14 protein-coding genes are annotated in these 17382 nt (G+C 40.9%); 8 read left to right on the top strand and 6 right to left on the bottom strand.

Annotation, left to right across the window (positions count from 1 at the left end):
• Positions 1-114: 114 nt before the first annotated feature.
• The gene (locus MTF68_RS17590) at positions 115-633 is read right to left on the bottom strand and encodes an NUDIX hydrolase (protein WP_054983507.1); all 519 of its coding nucleotides are present in this window, start codon (positions 631-633) and stop codon (positions 115-117) included.
• 238 nt (positions 634-871) lie between these two features.
• Between MTF68_RS17590 and MTF68_RS17585 the strand changes: the two genes are divergently transcribed.
• From MTF68_RS17585 to MTF68_RS17560, 6 genes are all read left to right on the top strand, one after another.
• Positions 872-2212 carry a sigma-54 dependent transcriptional regulator gene (locus MTF68_RS17585; protein ID WP_024031667.1) on the top strand — a complete coding sequence of 447 codons (1341 nt, stop codon included), beginning with the start codon at positions 872-874 and terminating at the stop codon, positions 2210-2212.
• Between the two features lie 212 nt (positions 2213-2424).
• Entirely contained in the window at positions 2425-2640 is a 216-nt protein-coding gene (locus MTF68_RS17580) for a hypothetical protein (RefSeq protein WP_004588505.1), read from the top strand.
• A 27-nt stretch (positions 2641-2667) separates the two neighbouring features.
• Positions 2668-4152, top strand: coding sequence for a sensor histidine kinase (locus tag MTF68_RS17575; protein WP_248444284.1), 1485 nt, complete (start codon positions 2668-2670; stop codon positions 4150-4152).
• Positions 4153-4614 (top strand): response regulator, encoded by a 462-nt coding sequence (locus MTF68_RS17570; RefSeq protein WP_024031669.1) that lies wholly within the window; start codon positions 4153-4155, stop codon positions 4612-4614. It abuts the gene before it with no gap.
• Positions 4615-4675: 61 nt separating this feature from the next.
• Complete coding sequence (locus MTF68_RS17565; protein WP_248463214.1) at positions 4676-6646, top strand: response regulator; 1971 nt, start codon at positions 4676-4678, stop codon at positions 6644-6646.
• Positions 6647-6661: 15 nt separating this feature from the next.
• Positions 6662-7276 (top strand): fumarylacetoacetate hydrolase family protein, encoded by a 615-nt coding sequence (locus MTF68_RS17560; protein WP_248463177.1) that lies wholly within the window; start codon positions 6662-6664, stop codon positions 7274-7276.
• Here the strand turns inward: MTF68_RS17560 and MTF68_RS17555 are convergent.
• The 3 genes from MTF68_RS17555 to MTF68_RS17545 all read right to left on the bottom strand — a co-directional run bounded on the left by MTF68_RS17555 (position 7233) and on the right by MTF68_RS17545 (position 9807).
• Positions 7233-8111, bottom strand: a complete 879-nt coding sequence (locus MTF68_RS17555) for an ABC transporter substrate-binding protein (RefSeq protein ID WP_031289397.1) — start codon at positions 8109-8111, stop codon at positions 7233-7235. The two genes, MTF68_RS17560 and MTF68_RS17555, sit on opposite strands and share 44 nt — an antisense overlap.
• A 153-nt stretch (positions 8112-8264) precedes the next feature.
• On the bottom strand, positions 8265-9317 hold the full coding sequence (locus tag MTF68_RS17550) for an aldo/keto reductase (RefSeq protein WP_248463175.1): 1053 nt from the start codon (positions 9315-9317) through the stop codon (positions 8265-8267).
• Positions 9318-9384: 67 nt separating this feature from the next.
• Positions 9385-9807, bottom strand: coding sequence for a thioesterase family protein (locus MTF68_RS17545; protein ID WP_004588512.1), 423 nt, complete (start codon positions 9805-9807; stop codon positions 9385-9387).
• Positions 9808-10282: 475 nt separating this feature from the next.
• On the opposite strand from MTF68_RS17545, the gene dinB reads away from it, so the two are divergent.
• Positions 10283-11335 carry a DNA polymerase IV gene (gene dinB, locus MTF68_RS17540; protein WP_248463173.1) on the top strand — a complete coding sequence of 351 codons (1053 nt, stop codon included), beginning with the start codon at positions 10283-10285 and terminating at the stop codon, positions 11333-11335.
• Between the two features lie 239 nt (positions 11336-11574).
• Entirely contained in the window at positions 11575-13110 is a 1536-nt protein-coding gene (locus MTF68_RS17535) for a leucyl aminopeptidase family protein (RefSeq protein WP_004588515.1), read from the top strand.
• A 218-nt stretch (positions 13111-13328) separates the two neighbouring features.
• Here the strand turns inward: MTF68_RS17535 and MTF68_RS17530 are convergent, their stop codons facing one another.
• Together MTF68_RS17530 and MTF68_RS17525 are read right to left on the bottom strand one after the other, a co-directional pair.
• A complete protein-coding gene (locus tag MTF68_RS17530; RefSeq protein ID WP_248463171.1) occupies positions 13329-14966 on the bottom strand; it encodes a methyl-accepting chemotaxis protein in 1638 nt (545 codons plus the stop codon).
• 143 nt (positions 14967-15109) lie between these two features.
• Positions 15110-17335: a S9 family peptidase gene (locus MTF68_RS17525; RefSeq protein ID WP_096740059.1), complete on the bottom strand. Its 2226-nt coding sequence runs from the start codon at positions 17333-17335 to the stop codon at positions 15110-15112.
• Between the last annotated feature and the right edge of the window lie 47 nt (positions 17336-17382).

The following is a 17382-nucleotide window of genomic DNA, read 5'->3' as shown; positions in this document are numbered from 1 at the left end:
AATAGGGTTTAAGTTATTGAATAGTGGTCGCTTTAAATTTAATTATGGGATGTAAATAAAAAGCGAGTGATGAGCAAGCAGTAAAAAATACTGCTTTATGCAAATTTTACAGCCTTAGTTAAACAGTTGCTGTGCTATTTGTTTTAGTAGGTAAGTTTCACGAATGATAGACAGCCCTTGCTTTTCACTAAGGCTCATTGTGCGCTCGTTGTGTGCAATGGCGTCGTATATATTGACCCATTTAGGCGTCATACCATTTTGTTGCTCGTAATGTTCAAGCTGTGCTTTGCCAAGCTCTTTGTCTGTATCGCATAAATAGCAATACGACTGTATATGTATAATATCAAAGTCGTCTTTGTACCAAGGGCGGTACTCTTCGTATAACCCAAAAGGTTTAATAACCTGTATATTTTGCGCGCCAGTTTCTTCGCTAAGCTCTCTTATTAACCCTTGCTCTAGGGTTTCACCTTCATCTACACCGCCGCCGGGTAAACTGTAGTCTTCGTAGCGATTGGTATACATTAATAAAATGTGTGCATCTTTAATCACAATGGCGCGGCCTGTGCGGCGGGTAAATTGAGTGCCTTGGTTTAAATTTATGCCAGGGTGGACCATTGTTTTTAATAATTGCATTTTGTCTCCTTTTTAAAAGCAAAATTATATCAGCTGGTATACTTAGGCGAGTAGTAAAAATAATTCTAATTATTTTTAAAAATTATGATCGGTATGGCTTAAGTTTACGTACATACTGGGTTGTTAAAATTAAACGTTAAAAGACTCAATAGTTTAATCATTTTTAAGAGATTCTAGTAGCCCCTTTTATTTGCAAAATAGGGTGCGTAGAATAAGAAGAAAAGCATAGGGATTTATCATGTTAAACATACTTTTAGTCGATGATGACGTTGAATTTAGTGACGTTGTTTGCCACATTGTCGAATTCCTCGGGCACAACATTTGTACTGCAACTAGCTTAAAAGAAGCACATCAATGGTTTGAAAATAATACCTTTGATCACGTGTTGCTCGATTTTATGCTGCCAGATGGCAGTGGTCTTCATTTACTCGATCATTTAAAAATGATTGGGCAGTCTCCAAAAGTGACGCTTATTTCTGGCCACCCTTCAGTAAAAGGGATTTTGGCAGACATGTGTGAGCAAGATGTTGGGCATTTATTAAAGCCGCTGCAACGCGAAGACCTAGAGCTGGTATTAAACGGCCCTAAAAAAACAGCTAAAAAAGCTAAAGTTCCGGCTATTACTCGCCATTTTAATAGCTTAATTGGTGAATCAGAGCCAATGCAAAAGCTTTACACTATGATAGAGCGCGTAGCTAAAACCAATGCTAACGTGATGCTAATGGGGGAAAGCGGTGCCGGTAAAGAAGTGGTCGCCCAAGCAATTCATAACGCTAGCCAATGCGAAGGCCCTTTAGTGGCGAGCAACTGTGGTGCTTTGTCTAAAGAATTAATAGGTAGTGAGTTATTTGGCCATGAAAAAGGGGCTTTTACAGGTGCAATTGCCCGTAAAGAAGGGGTGTTTGAGCAAGCAGACGGCGGTACGTTATTTTTAGATGAAGTAACCGAAATGCCTATAGATATGCAGCCAAACTTACTGCGTGTACTTGAAACTAAAAAAGTAACACGTGTAGGCGGCAATCGTGAACTGCCTATAAACTGCCGCGTTATTTCTGCGACTAACCGTTCGCTGACCGACTTAGCGCAAAACAATATTATTCGTGAAGATATTTACTTTAGACTTGCGGTTTTCCCCATTGATATTCCTGCGCTGCGAGAGCGAAAAGAAGATATTCCACTGCTTGCGAAAGCCTTTTTAGAGCAGCTTAACGATGAAAATGGTACTTCGTTTTATTGGCACAACGAGCAGCTAAAAGAACTACAGCAATACGAGTGGCCAGGCAATGTGCGTGAACTTCGCCACGCTATCCATCGCGCCTTTATTATGAGCGACCCACAATCGAGCGAAATTACACTTCCGGATAACTTAGAGTCGCCGTTTTCGCGTGTAAATACGCAAGTGGCCGACAACCATGTTTCGGCAGGGCAAACCATTGAAGAAGTCGAAAAAGAGTTAATCCATGCCACGCTAGATAAGGTGCAAGGTAATAAAACGCTAGCTGCGCAAATGCTAGGGATCAGTACAAAAACATTGTATAACCGATTAAACGCATACGGCGGAATTGGAGAATATAAATAGCCTAAACTCTGAATAATAAACCTATCTCTAGTAGCTATTTTCAACGTTAACTGCGTTAAATTTGCTTGCAATAGGCCAGCTATTGACGCGTAAATTCACCTTGTTTTCATTGAAAATCTCTGGCTAGAGAAAAGAATTTGATTATCACTATAATTTAATATTTTAGTAAGTCTCTTAATCAGAGTTCAGGTTGAATAAGTATAGGAAGTAATATGAGTGATGAAAAAGAAGTTAATACGCTAAATAAATTGGTACATGATGCGAGAGCTCCACTGAATAGAATTTCTATGAATGCAGAGCTCATTAAACTGGTATTAGAAAACGATATGCCAAAAGATAAAGCGTTAGCAGCACTCGATAAAATAATTTCAAACTGTCAGCAATGTAGCGAGAGCTTGCAAAACATTACTGATTTTAATAACAAGTAGTCATTTAAAATTAGGTATATACACATAATGAGTAAGCAAAAGCAGCAGGGTAAAGCGAATATAACGTGGGCCGCTTTTATCGCAATAGTACTGTGCATTATTGTTGGTAATGCAGTTTTAGCATTAAGTACTATTCAGGGATTAACGCAAACGCAAAAAAGCTTGGATAATACCAGCTTATTAGCCGATGCCATTGAGCGTCTTCACTTATCAATTGTGCAGGCAGAGTCTGGCCAGCGCGGCTACTTACTCACCGAAGAAGAAGACTACTTAATGCCTTATTACGATGCGATAGGGCAAATAGAATCGCAAATAGAGCATGTAAAGTCTCTACACTCTGAAATTGATGGCCAAGCTGAGCGAATTGCTGAGCTATTAGTGTTAACAGAAGCTAAAATTAAAGAGCTTAAACAAACGGTTAAGCTGGCTACTAATGACAAAGAGCGCCGCGCGTTATATGTATTAAATACGCACAGAGGGCGAGAGCTATACAAAGATATTCGCGTTAAAGTTAATGATATTCAAGACCGAGAATTACTGTTTAAGGTGAGTCATTTTTCTAAGCTGGCACAAATAAAAAATGAAGCAAAAATCACCTTTGCTATTACAGCGGTTACCAGTGCGCTTTTAATAATTGGTATGTTTTTATTAACACGCCTAAATTTAAGAAACGCGGCTAAATACCGTGAGGAGCTTGAAAGACAAAACGAAACACTTGCAACAAAAGTGTCTGAGCGCACGCAAGAGCTGACCTTATATTCAGATGAGCTGAGCCGCTCAAACCGAGAGCTTGAAGAGTTTGCGTTTGTTGCCAGTCATGACTTACAAGAACCACTTCGAAAAATTCAAGCATTTAGTGACCGCCTAGAAACCATGTTTAAAGATGAGCTGGGCGAAAAAGGCATAGATTACATAGGCCGTATGAAAAATGCAGCGCAACGTATGTCTAACCTTATTAACGACTTGCTAGAGTTTTCGCGGGTAACAACGCGAGGTAAAGACTTTGATGACACTGACTTAAAAGAAGTAGTTGACGACATTTTAAGTGATTTAGAAGTGGCCATTAAAGAAAGCAATGCGCAGGTAGAGCTGGGCGAACTACCAGTTATACAAGCCGATAAAAGCCAAATGCAGCAGTTGTTTTTAAACTTACTGTCTAACGCTGTTAAGTTTAGAAAACCAGGTGTTGAGCCACACATAAGCGTAATGTACGAGCACAAAGACGAGTTTAGTGAAGAGCACAACGAAAAAGTGGGTTGGCAAATTATTACCATAAAAGATAATGGTATTGGTTTCTCACAAGAGTATGCTGATAAAATATTTGTACCATTTCAGCGCCTGCATGGGCGTTCGGAATATAAAGGCACAGGGATTGGGCTTTCAGTTTGTAGGCGTATAGTTGAGCGGCATGGTGGGATAATTACCGCTCATAGTAAAGATGGTGAAGGGGCAACCTTCATAATAAAATTACCTGTGGAAACAACGCTTTTCACACTTCAAGGAGAGGCTTAGATGCCGTATTCAAAAGTGAAACCTATTACAATATTAATGGCAGATGATGACGAGGATGATCGCCTACTCACGCAAGATGCGCTAGCCGAAAGCCGTGTATTAAACGAGCTGCATTTTGTGGAAGATGGGGTTGAATTATTAGAGTACTTAGAGCGCAAGGGTAAGTTTGAAGATAAAAATTCATCGCCACGCCCAGGGTTGATTTTGCTTGATTTAAATATGCCACGTATGGATGGCCGTGAAGCACTTGAGGCCATTAAGGCAAACCCAAACCTTAAAGGTATACCGGTTGTTATTTTAACCACCTCTAAGCAAGAAGAAGACATGGTTAAAGGCTATAATTTAGGAGCGGCCTCTTATATTACTAAACCGGTAACGTTTGATGGCTTGGTTGATTTAATGAAAACCCTAGGAAAATACTGGGTAGAATTTGTAGAGCTGCCGACAACGTTTAACGACTAAATAAGTAGCAACATTAAGCCCCTAATTAGGGGCTTATTAAATGCAAACAAAAGGAGGTAGTATGTTAGATAAAGTGACTCGCTTACTTTTAGTAGAAGACGATGAAGATGATTACATTCTCACTTGCGACTACTTAGATCAGTTAGATTCACATACATTTGACATAGAATGGATAAGCTCTCCTGAGCAAGCAATAAGCATTTTAAGTAAAAACGATCACGATATTTGTTTGCTTGATTATCGATTAGGCGCCTCAAATGGGCTAAGTGTATTAAAAAAGGCCATTGCTAATGGGTTTAGCGGGCCAATTATTATGCTTACGGGGCAATCTAATGATGAATTAGACTCTGCAGCACTGGATGCCGGCGCGGTTGATTACCTTATAAAAACAGAAATGAGTTCGAGCCGGTTTGCTCGCGCTATACGTTATGCTTTAGCGCGTAAAGATGTTGAAGGCGAGCGAGTAGAGCGTTTAAAAGCCGAAGCAGAGAACCGCTCAAAAGACAGATTTTTAGCCCACTTAAGCCACGAATTACGTACCCCGCTTTCATCTATATTAGGTTACACAGAGTTACTGCTGCAAAGCGACTTTAGCAAACAGGCCGAAAACGAATTAGGGGTTATTTACCGAAACGGTAAGCACTTGCTGAGCTTGTTAAACGACGTGCTCGATTTATCTAAAATTGCTGCCGACAAATTAGAGCTCACCTTAAGTGAAGTAAACTTAGATAGCATGCTGGCTGATGTTTACACCTTAATGCGTGTATCTGTGCTTGATAAAGGCTTAAAGCTTCGCTTTGAGTCTCTACAGCCTTTACCTCTTATTGTTAGAGTAGATGCCACCCGCGTACGCCAAATACTCATTAACTTAATCAATAATGCGGTTAAATTTACCGAAAAGGGCGAAATAGTGGTTAGTGCCTGGACCGAGTGGGTCGATGAGAAAGAAATGCTATTTTTTAGTATTAAAGACTCAGGCATGGGGATTGCCCCTGAAAAACAAGCACTCATTTTTAAACCCTTTGAGCAAATAGCCGATGTAGAATCGCGCTCTGTTGGTGGAGCAGGCTTAGGCCTTGCTATTTGTGCCGAGCTATTAGCGCGTATGCACGGCAGTATTGATTTAACTTCTAGAATGGGCGAAGGCTCTACCTTTACTATTTCGGTGTACCCAGGTGATATAAGTGAAGTAGAACGCCAAGTATTAAACTTTAGTAGTGGCTCGCAATTACAGACAAAATCAGCCCCCTGTAAAGTGACTGGCCGCGTATTAGTGGTTGATGATTTACGCGATTTACGCATGTTAGTTGGCCATATGATTAGCACATGTGGTGCGCGTGTAGACTACGCCGAACATGGCCAGCAAGCGCTTGAAAAAGTAAGAATTGCCGAGGCGTATCGCTCTCCTTATGATATTATTTTTATTGATATACATATGCCTGTAATGGGTGGTAAAGAAGCCACAATAGAGCTTAGAAAAATGGGCTACACAGGCCCAATTATTGCGCTTACTGCCGCCACTATGAAAGGCATACATGAAGAACTTGCAGCCCTTGGCTTTAACGATGTAATACCAAAGCCCGTTGATAGCTCTTCTTTGTATCAATGCTTACAAGATTACTTAGTATCGCCAGAGCATGCGCCTCAAGCTAAAAATATTCACAGCGACAAAGCTGTAATAGAGAAAAAACAGCGCTTTTTATTGGTTGAGGACGACCAAGATGCAGCGCAAATTACGCAGTTGCTGCTAGAAAGTTTAGGGGTAGAAACCGTTATTACCTCAACGTGTGCACAGTGTTTACAAACCCTCAATCATGACCAACAATTTAATAAGGTATTGCTAGATATGCACTTACCTGACGGGCGTGGTGTAGATTTAGGTAAACAAATTAACGAACGTTACCCTGACTTAAGCTTAGTGATTGTTAGTGGTGCAGAGCCCGATCCTAAGCAGATCAAAGATTTAAATATTAATCATGTACTTTTGAAACCGATTAACCTGAGCTTATTAGAAACCTTGATCAGCTCGTAATTTAGAAGTTATTTTATGCAGTCGATAAAACTAGAAAGTGAGCTATTAACGCCCTCTAAAGTAGTATGCGTTGGGCGTAATTACACCGCGCATATTGCTGAGCTTAATAATGAGCTACCAGATCAAATGGTATTGTTTAATAAACCGAACAGTGCGCTTTCGTCTACCTTATTTGCTACGCACAATAACGACACACTGCATTATGAAACCGAGCTGTGTTTTGTTATTAAAAATAATGAGTTGGCAGGCGTAGGTTTAGGGTTGGATTTAACTAAACGTACCGTGCAAAGTAAGCTTAAAGATAAAGGGTTACCGTGGGAGCGCGCCAAGGCGTTTAACGGCTCGGTATTATTAACGCCCTTTGTAAGTATTGCGGATGCCGAGCAGGCGTTTACGTTTGAGCTTAAAATTAACGATAACGTTATTCAACAAGGCGATACGCAATTTATGATACATAAGCCTAAAGATATTTTAAGTGAAATTAATGAGTTTATGCACTTAGAAAATGGCGATGTAATAATGACAGGGACGCCTGCAGGCGTAGGGGAAGTGCCTGCAAACAGCGTATTTACAGTAAGCTTGTATGCTAATTCGACCTGCTTGTTATCGCAGAGCTGGCAGGCGCAATAGGATTAAGTATTTGCTGTTGGTAATGCTTAGTAAACTGCGGAAAACTTTGCTCTAACCAAAAACGCTGACTATTTATATAAGCAGGCGATTGTAATACCTGCTTATGTAGCGCTTTATTTATTTTATTAAGCGCCTTGGTAGCAAAATCATTCGGTGCTCTTACTGCACACCCTATAGCCCCTAAAACAAACTCTCTGGGGTCTTCTTCAATTGGCAAACTGACTATATTTTTAAATTTACTGTGATTGACAAAATAATCCCCCATAAACGGGTAGTCTATTGTGTAATCTAAAAAGCCGCGACTTAAGCGAGCAATAACAGCTTGGCTTTCATTTTCGCTGCTCCAGCTTAGCGATGCTTTATGATACACCGTGGTGTTTTCGATTATTTTATTAATTTTTGAAGTAAACTTGCGCGCCGCTGCTTGACCATACACATATTGCTCGTCTGACAATAAATGTATAAGTTTAATAGGGCTGCCATGCTTAGCGTGTATTTCTGGAGCAAGTTGTTGAGTGGTTAAAACCGAAAAAGGCGGGTAAACCGTGGTGGGGGTAGAAAACTGTAACACCCCATTGGCCGTTTTTTTATGAATAACACACGGAAAGCATACATTATCGCCTTCATTTAAGTGCTTATTAATTCGCTCTTGCGGCACGATTAGTCGCGTATGTTTTACATCATCAATACTGTTAATTAGTTGCTCGGTGAGGTTGTCACAAATACCGCCTTGCGGCGCATGCGAATCTTTATCCATATGAAACGGGGGCGTGTAACTTTGTAACCATACAATTTCTTCAATTGGGTGAGTATTGTCAGCGTACCCGTAACGCATTAAACCACCTAGTACACCAAAGAATAAAATTACATTTCTAAGCATAACTCACTAAAAATAATCCATTTAAGTTAACTTTAGTATAGTTTTACTTTGTATATGTTCAAATGTAAGAGAGAAAAAGGCAGTAAAAAAACTGCCTATTATTTTGGTTTAATATGGCTGCGGGTAATCTTTAAAAATAGTGCCAATTTCAGTTAGCGTGTCGTCGCTTAAAGTTATGCTAAAAGCGTCAATGTCTTCTTTTAATTGGGCCATGCTGGTCGCACCAATAATTGACGAGGTAACGCCATCGACTTGATTACACCAAGCAAGTGCCAATTGGGCTGGGGTTATGCCGCTTGCATGTGCAAGCTCTACATAACGCTGCGTGGCTTTTTGCGCGTTAGGGGTATCTCTAAAAATGCCATTGCGCTGCATAAATGTCCAACGCGATCCCGCTGGGCGTGCACCGTTTAGGTATTTACCCGTTAGCAGGCCAGCAGCAAGCGGCGACCAAGGTAAATAAGCAATGTCTTCATGGATACACTGCTCAATTAAATAGGGCCAATCTTTAGCGTGCGCTAGGCTAAATTCGTTCTGAATAGACACCATACGCGGTAAGTTATGCGCTTTTGCTAAATTTAAAAATTGGCTAATGCCCCATGGGGTGTCATCTGAAAGGCCACAATATTTTATTTTTCCGGCTTTAACACACTCATCAAGGCCCTCTAAAATATCAAGCATACCCGCCTGTTGTTGCTCAGTATCTACGTCACTAAAAGTGAGTTTACCTGGCCATTGCCTGCCAAAATGTGGGGTAGAGCGATTAGGCCAATGTAATTGGTATAAATCTATGTAGTCGGTTTGTAGGCGTTTAAGCGAGTTATCTACGGCCTCAATGACAGCGCTGCGTGTTATATCGCCGCCATCTCGTACCCACGACAAGCCATTGCCTGCAATTTTACTCGCCAATACAATATCACCGCGCTTTTGCGCATTGCGACTTAGCCAGTTACCTATAATTTGCTCTGTTTTACCGTAGGTCTCTGGTGAAGGAGGAACGGCATACATTTCGGCAGTATCAATAAAATTAACGCCTTGTGCCAAGGCATAAGCTATTTGCTCATCGGCGTCTTGTTGGGTATTTTGTTTACCCCAAGTCATGCTGCCTAAGCATACTCTAGAAACATCAACACCGCTGCTGCCTAACGGACTGTATTGCATTTAAAATCCTTAAATTATGTAAGATCTTGAGAGTGGATAATTAATACCAATTCGCAATAAAACCTAATTAAGCGAATTGGTGTAGTGCCGATAGTAATGGCTCTGAAATAGCCGCTTTTTGTCCTGTTTTAAAGTCAAACATAACAACTTGAGAATAGCCTGTGGTAGTAATAGCTTGCTGAGCATGGCTAAATACAGAGTAATTCATCATAAAACGGTCGCTTTTTATATCTGAAATAGTAATACCTACGGTTAAAGTATCTGGGAAGGTCACTGGACGTTTATAGCGAATATTGTTTTCACTAATGACCGGGCCTATTCCACCTGGTTTTATCGTATCAAACTGATTTATTTTATTTAGAAAATCGATACGCGCAATTTCAAAATAACGCAAGTACACCACGTTGTTAACATGTTGTAGGGCGTCCATATCGGCCCATGCTACGGTGATATCGGTATGAATAGGGTGCTGATCTTTGAACCTTTGCATGTATGTGTACTCTTAGTTTTAAATGAATGAGGTTATCAATATGGTGTTTGTAGCTCAAGACAATAAATGCCATGTTTTTTTATAAGATGATTGTACCTATTTATTTTTAGGACTACAGTGAAATAACACAGACAACACACACACGAGAACACACATGCAAAATATAATTAATTGGGCTTTAGCCAGTTTAGTTTTTATAGCGTCTTTTGCTTGCTATGCAATGGGTAATGCCTCCGGCGGCATAATGCTTTTAGCTGCGGGGTTTTTATTGGAATTTGTTTTTTGGCTACATTGCTTTAAAAAATCAAAGCGCTTTAAGCAGCCGTTTTAAAAAAGCTGTTAAAGCTTGCACGGTTTAACGCGCTACACCTAGTAGCGCTTTTAACTTTAGCAAGTTAAACAGGCTTTAATGGACTTGCTTAATGAAAGTGAATCCTTAATAATGGCTGTATAAATAAACAGTTGTTATGTGGTAATGAAAAAGTTTATTCATATCGACATGGACTGCTTTTATGCAGCGGTTGAAATGCGCGATAACCCCAAACTTGCCAGTGTGCCTTTAGCGATTGGTGGTAATAGCCGTCGTGGTGTGCTCTCTACAGCAAATTATATAGCGCGCGAATATGGTGTTCGCTCGGCTATGTCTAACTACCACGCTAAGCAATTATGTCCCGATTTAGTTATTGTGCCTGGGCGCATGGCGGTTTATAAAGAAATTTCTAACCAAATACGCGCTGTATTTAAACGCTATACCGACCAAATAGAGCCGCTGTCGCTTGATGAAGCTTACCTAGATGTAACCAACAGCACCGCATGCAAAGGCAGCGCAACGCTTATTGCTCAGCAAATTAGAGCAGATATTTATAACGATACCGGCCTTACCGCCTCTGCCGGAGTTGCCCCCATTAAGTTTATTGCCAAAATAGCCAGTGACGAAAATAAACCCAATGGCCAATTTGTGGTTTTGCCGGATGAAGTTGATGCGTTTTTAAATAATTTACCCCTGGGTAAAATCCCTGGTGTGGGCAAAGTAACCCTCGAAAAGCTTAATTTAAAGGGGTTATACACAGGTAAAGACGTTCGCGAGAAAGGCGTTAATTGGATGCAGCAGCACGTGGGGAATTTTGGTGTATCGCTTTATCAAAAATGTGCTGGCGAATATATTGGTAAAGTAACCACTGAGCGAGTGCGTAAATCGCTTAGTGTTGAACACACCTATGAATACAACAAAAATAGCTTACAAGAATGTTTAGATCAGTTACCTAAATTACTGGAAGAGCTAACAGCGCGCCTTAATAAGCAACAGCTACAAAATCGTATTAATAAGCTAAGTGTAAAAGTGAAGTTTGCAAACTTTGTTGTTACCTCAGCTGATCAAGCTCATCATCAATTAAATACTGCTATTTTTAATGAATTACTCTCTAAGGCGTATCAACGCGGGATGCAGCAACCGGTGCGCTTATTAGGTATTGGAGTAGGAGTTAAAAATGAACCTAATTTAAATCTGCAACTGAGTATTCTTGATTAACTACACGCTTTTTTGCAATTTAGAGTGCTTTAGCAAAGTAATTTAAACGTGGTATAAGCAGGGGCTGCCTTTACAAAAAACTATATAGTGGTTGTTAGTTTCTTCTTAAAACACTGAGTCACTTTAGTTAGCTGTAAAACCAAGTTGCCAGATTAAAATGAGCTGATCGCAGTTGGCTGGTTTTGTGTTTTTATATCAACGATAATAGCCCCTTATGTTTTCTAACAGGAGTTTTACTTATGGCATATCCTCAAGCGATAGCTGCACAATCACTTAGTGCAAGCTTTGACTCATTTTCTCACGATGCACTTATTATAATTAGTGATGACTTTTCTCAATTAGCCAATAACTCATTAAGTGATGCTATCGAATCACACGCTAAAGTAGATTCTCGTATTGGTAAACAAGTTACGTTTTTAGTGGTTGATAATGTACGCGTTGTTTTAGCGCCTACGGGGCCGCTTAACCGCGATTACGATGATGTAAGACGCTACTTTGATGCCGCTAAACTAGCGATTAACGAAGCAAAAGCCGCGGGTAGTGTAAACCCTGCTATTTACTTACCTAAATTACATACAGATGCGCGTTACCAGCATGCATTAGAAGTGGCGTATTTAGGCGCATGCCAAGCATTATGGCAACCTCTTGAAGCACGCGAATACCACGGCGAAAGCATTGAGCCTATTACGCAAATAGGTTTAATAGATGCAAATGAGCAAACAGTTAAAGCTGTAAATGCAATTGCAGCAGGGCAATATGCGGCACGTGACTTATGCGGTACTGAGCCTGAACGTATGGCGCCACCACGCTTTGCTGATTACTGTGTTGAGCTTTTTAAAGGCTCTAAAGTAGCGGTTGATGTGATTGACGATATTAACACTATAGATAAAAACTACCCTATGCTTAGCACCGTTGCTCGCGCATCTTATGCGGTTGAGCGCCACCATCCACGTGTTGTTAAGCTAGAATACGTGCCAGAAGGTGAAGTAACGCGCACGCTAATGTTTGTTGGTAAAGGCTTAGTTTACGATACCGGCGGCGCCGATTTAAAAGTAGGCGGTTACATGGCGGGTATGAGCCGTGATAAAGGCGGGGCTGCATCCGTTGCGGGCTTTATGAAAGCCGTGGCAGATTACCAACCTAAAGGCGTTAAAGTTATTTCTTACTTAGCTGTGGTTCGTAATTCAATTGGCTCAGATTGTTTTGTACCAGATGAAATTATCACTAGCCGTGAAGGCGTACGTGTACGCATTGGTAACACGGATGCAGAAGGGCGCTTAGCTATGGGTGACCTACTTAGCGAAATGAAAGATGTAGCCAAAGGCGAAGTTAATCCAACATTATTCACCGTAGCAACCCTTACAGGCCATGCGGCACGTGCTATGGGTCCTTATGGAGCATATGTTGAAAACGGACCTGCACGTAGCGCTAATACCTCTCGTCAAATAGCAGATTGTGGTGATTTATGGGCAGATGCAGCTGAGGTTTCTCGCTCTCGCCGTGAAGATTACGACTTTATCAAACCGCGTACCCTCGCTGATGATGTTTTATCAAGCAATAATGCGGCCTCTGCTGTTACAGCCCGTGGGCATCAATTCCCTATGGCGTTTTTAGCCGTTGTTGGTGGGCTTGATAAACACGGTAACGACTCTGAGCAGCCGCTTCCTTATGTACATATGGATATTGCTGGTAGTGGTGTCGAAGGCGGTGATTGGCAGCACGGCAAGCCAACCGCAGCATCAGTAACCAGCTTATTTGCACGCTACTGTATGTAATACCAATCCGCAATAATACTTAATCATTTTTCGGGGCTAAACGTGTCGCTATCTGTGTTAAAAAATTCTCATTTAGAACAACTAAATAGCAAATTTTTTGCCTAGCCATCAACACGTTTTTCCATCCTAAAAATAGATCACTTAATTATGCGAAATGGTATAAGCTAAAAACGCTTATGCAATAAAAAAGCCCTGTTAATTCAGGGCTTTTTTTTTAATTATTTTAATTTAAAGCGATTAACCACGCTCGAAAGCCCTTGGCTACTTTGTTTAAGGTTATCGCTGGCATCGGTAAGTTGCTTTGTATTATTTAGTGATTGCTCGGTTGATTGAGATAGCTCGTTAATACGTAAATTAACCTCGTCAGCGGCTTGCGTTTGCTGCTCAGTGGCACGGGCTATTTGGCTGTTCATGTCGGTAATTATAGATACCAGCCTTTCTATTTCATTGAGCGATGTATCGGCAGATGAAACCTGCTCTACCGTCGTCACCGACAGTGCTTGGCTTGATTTTACCGCCTCTACAGCCGCTTTAGCGCCTTCTTGTAATTTAGTGATCATGGTTTGAATTTCATCTGTGCTTTGCCCAGTTCTGCTGGCTAATGTGCGCACTTCATCGGCAACAACTGCAAACCCTCTGCCGTGCTCGCCTGCACGAGCCGCTTCTATAGCAGCGTTGAGTGCAAGTAAGTTTGTTTGCTCCGATATACTTCTGATCACATCAAGCACAGAGCCTATATTGTTACTTTCGTTTGCTAAATCTTCAGTTACTTGGCTCACTGTTTCTATATTACTTGAGAGTGTTTCTATGGCGGTAATGGTATTCGCTACCACGTTTTTACCGGTTGAGGCATTGTACGCTGCATCATTGGCAGCTTGTTCTGCGGCGTCGGCATTACGACTCACATCATGAATTTGGTGCGTCATTTGCTCCATGGCGGCGGCTACTTGTGTGGAACTGTCGTTTTGTAGCTCAATGAAGGAATGGCTTGTTCTACTTGACTCATCCACCGTGTGAGCGTGTCTGCTTACATCATCTGCACTGTGCGATACATGCACTAACGACTCGCGCATTTTTAAAACAAATAAATTAAAAGAGCGTGATAGCTCTGATATTTCATCATTGCCCGATTCGCTTAGCGTACGTGTTAAGTCACCTTCACCTTGCGATATGTTTTTCATCATGTCTGCGGCAAGACGAGTAGGCGTGAGTATACTTTTACCAATAAAGTAACTTAATAAAATGACAGCAATAATCATAACTAAGGCGCTAATTATGATGAGATTACGCTGCTCGCTAAATGCATCATCTATTGAATCTAGGTATACGCCTGAGCCAATAATCCATTGCCACGGGCTAAAACCTTTTACAAATGCGACTTTATCTACCGGCTGATCTTTTCCTGGTTTTGGCCATTTATAAGGTATAAAACCTTCTTTTTGTTGTTTTACAATGTTCACCATTTCTACAAAAAGTGCTTTGCCGTCGGGGTCTTTATTATTACTTAAGTCTTTACCGTTAAGCGCAGGCTTTATTGGATGCATTACCATTTTGGGCTGGTAGTTGTTTACCCAAAAGTAATTTGTTTTGTCATAGCGCAGCGCTTTTATAGCGGCCAGTGCTTGTGTTTGAGCCTGCGCTTGTGTGAGTGTATTGTTTTGTTCAAGCTGGTGGTAATGCTCAATAACACTGTATGCCGTTTCTACTACATTTTGGGTTTTTAGATATTGCTCGTTTTTGAGTGAGCTATATTGATGAGTTAGGCTAGATATACTAAGTACTATTAGGCCAAATACAACAATGGCTATTAACAGTAAAAAACGCTGGAAAATACTGAAACTACGTAGGTTAAGCATTAATTTGTCCTCAATTAGTGTACGCCTTAGCGCATAGAATAAGCGTAGCTAAAAAAAGCGTTTAATCTAGGCTCACTAACTTATTAAGACAAAAAAAAGGCCGATTTTTCAATCAGCCTTTAGTCTATTTAGTCGTCATATGATTATTTAACATCAAAATGTCGATTAAAGAAGTTTGTGATGGTTTGGTGTAAATGTGTTTGCACCTGTTTACCGCGTAAGCTGTGTTTTGAGCCTGGGTAGGTCATCATTTCAAACTGTTTTTCGTTATCTTGTAGTTGTTTAAATAATTTAGTGGCGTGGGTAAATAACACGTTGTCATCGGCCATGCCATGGTAAATCATTAATGGACCTTTTAAGCCATCAGCGTATGGGAATACGGCGCTGTCTTCGTAGCCTTTGGCATTGGTTTTAGGATGACCAAGGTAGCGCTCGGTGTAGTGGGTGTCGTAAAGTGCCCAGTCAGTAACTGGTGCTCCCGATACACCGGCTTGAAAGTAATCGCCCGCTTTAAACATGGTCATTAGGGCCATGTAGCCGCCATAACTGTGGCCATAAATACCAATGCGTTGTGGGTCTACGTAATCAAGCGTGCGTAAAAACTCAACGCCTTTAATTTGATCTGCTACTTCTACAACACCTAAGTGTTTGTAAATAGCGTCTTCAAACTTTTTACCACGGTTGTATGAGCCTCGGTTATCGAGCTGAAAAATAACATAGCCTTGTTGCGCCATGTATTGAAAGTACAAGTTTTTGCTGCGCCAGCTATTTGTAACGCGTTGTGCATGCGGGCCGCCGTATACATTAACAATTACTGGGTGCTTTTTACCGTCTGCAATATTACTTGGTTTAAACAAGCGGTAATGCATTTCTTGGCCATCTTCAGCTTTAATTGTGCCGTACTCTGGAGTTGCTAAATCACTTAAATAAGGTGTTAATGGGTGGCTATCATCAAGCTTATTTTGTTCAAGCCATGTGATAAATTCGCCGTTTACTTTACGTAGTGCCGCCGAGTTAGGCTTGTTTACCGATGAGCTATTATCAATAAACGTTTTGCTGTCTTTAGCCATTACCACTTTGTGGTATTGGCCTTGTTCGGTAATGCGCTTAATATTGCCTTTTTTAAACAGTGGTGCGCTGTATAAATGGCTTTCAAGCGGGGTGTCTTTACGTCCTGCAAAGTACACTATGCCTTTTTTCTCATCCACGCCTTTTAAGCTATCAACAACCCAGTCTCCTGAAGTGATTTGTCGAATTAGCTGGCCATTAGTGCGGTACAAATAAAGGTGTTTAAAACCATCGCGCTCAGAAGCCCATACAAAATGCTTTTTGTCTTTTAAGAAATGCAGATCAAAGTTTAAATTGATCCACGTATCGCTGTTTTCTGTTAGCGCTACTTTTTGCGTTTTAGTATCGCTATTGTAAAAACGTAGTTCTAACTTATGTTGTGAGCGATTTTGCCATTGATACGAAAGGGTAGTGCTGTCTTTTAGCCATTTAGCACGTGCAATGTAAATGTCTTTATCGTCACCTAAATCAACCCAGTCAACGTTTTGATTATTTAAAGACACAACGCCAAGTTGTATTTCAACGTTGTCGGTGCCTGTAAATGGGTAACGCTGATTAAATAGCTTTACTTCGTCTGCATAAATTTCGTTACGGATAGCTTCTTTTACTGGGGTTTCATCTACGCGAGTGAATGCAATTTTAGATTCATCGCCTGCCCACCAGTAGCCAGTCATACGGCTCATTTCTTCTTGTGCTACAAATTCGGCCATGCCGTTTTTAATAACGCCGCCGCCATCTTTGCTCAGTTGTATTTCTTTACCTGAATCAAGTGCTAAAGCGTAAAGGTTTTGCTCGCGAATAAACGATACATAGTTACCTTTAGGAGAAAAACGGGCATCGGTTTCAAACGCTTCTGTATTGGTAAGTTTTTTACTTTTACCAGATGCAAGCTCGTAATAATACAGGTCACCATTGAGTGGGAATAACAGGGCTTTGCCATCTTTAGACCATTTATACTCTAAAATACCTTTACCAAAAATACGTTGGCGTTCGCGGCGTGCTTTTTCCTCATCAGAGAGGTTTTCTGGGCCTGAAAACAGCTTTGCAGAATCAACCAGTATTCTGTTGGTGTTATCTTTTAAGTTGTATTCCCATAAATCATAACGGTTGTAGTCATCGGTTTTACCTTGCAGGTAAGTTACGCGGCTACCGTCTGGTGAAAATTTAAGTTGTACGGGAGCTTTACCCGACAAGCTCGGATCATCAAAAATACGCTCTAGCGATAATGGTTTTGCTTGTACGCTCAGTGCGCCAACAGCTAGCGGTAGTGCGAGGGTTAAGTGTTTTATTTTTTTTAGCACAAGGTTGCCTTAGCTTATTATAAATATTGTATTAAATGGTAAAGCTA

The sequence above is a fragment of the Pseudoalteromonas sp. 2CM37A genome (genome assembly GCF_023161885.1).
GTDB classification, from domain to species: Bacteria; Pseudomonadota; Gammaproteobacteria; order Enterobacterales; family Alteromonadaceae; genus Pseudoalteromonas; species Pseudoalteromonas atlantica.
This window is presented reverse-complemented; position numbering and strand designations above follow the sequence as displayed.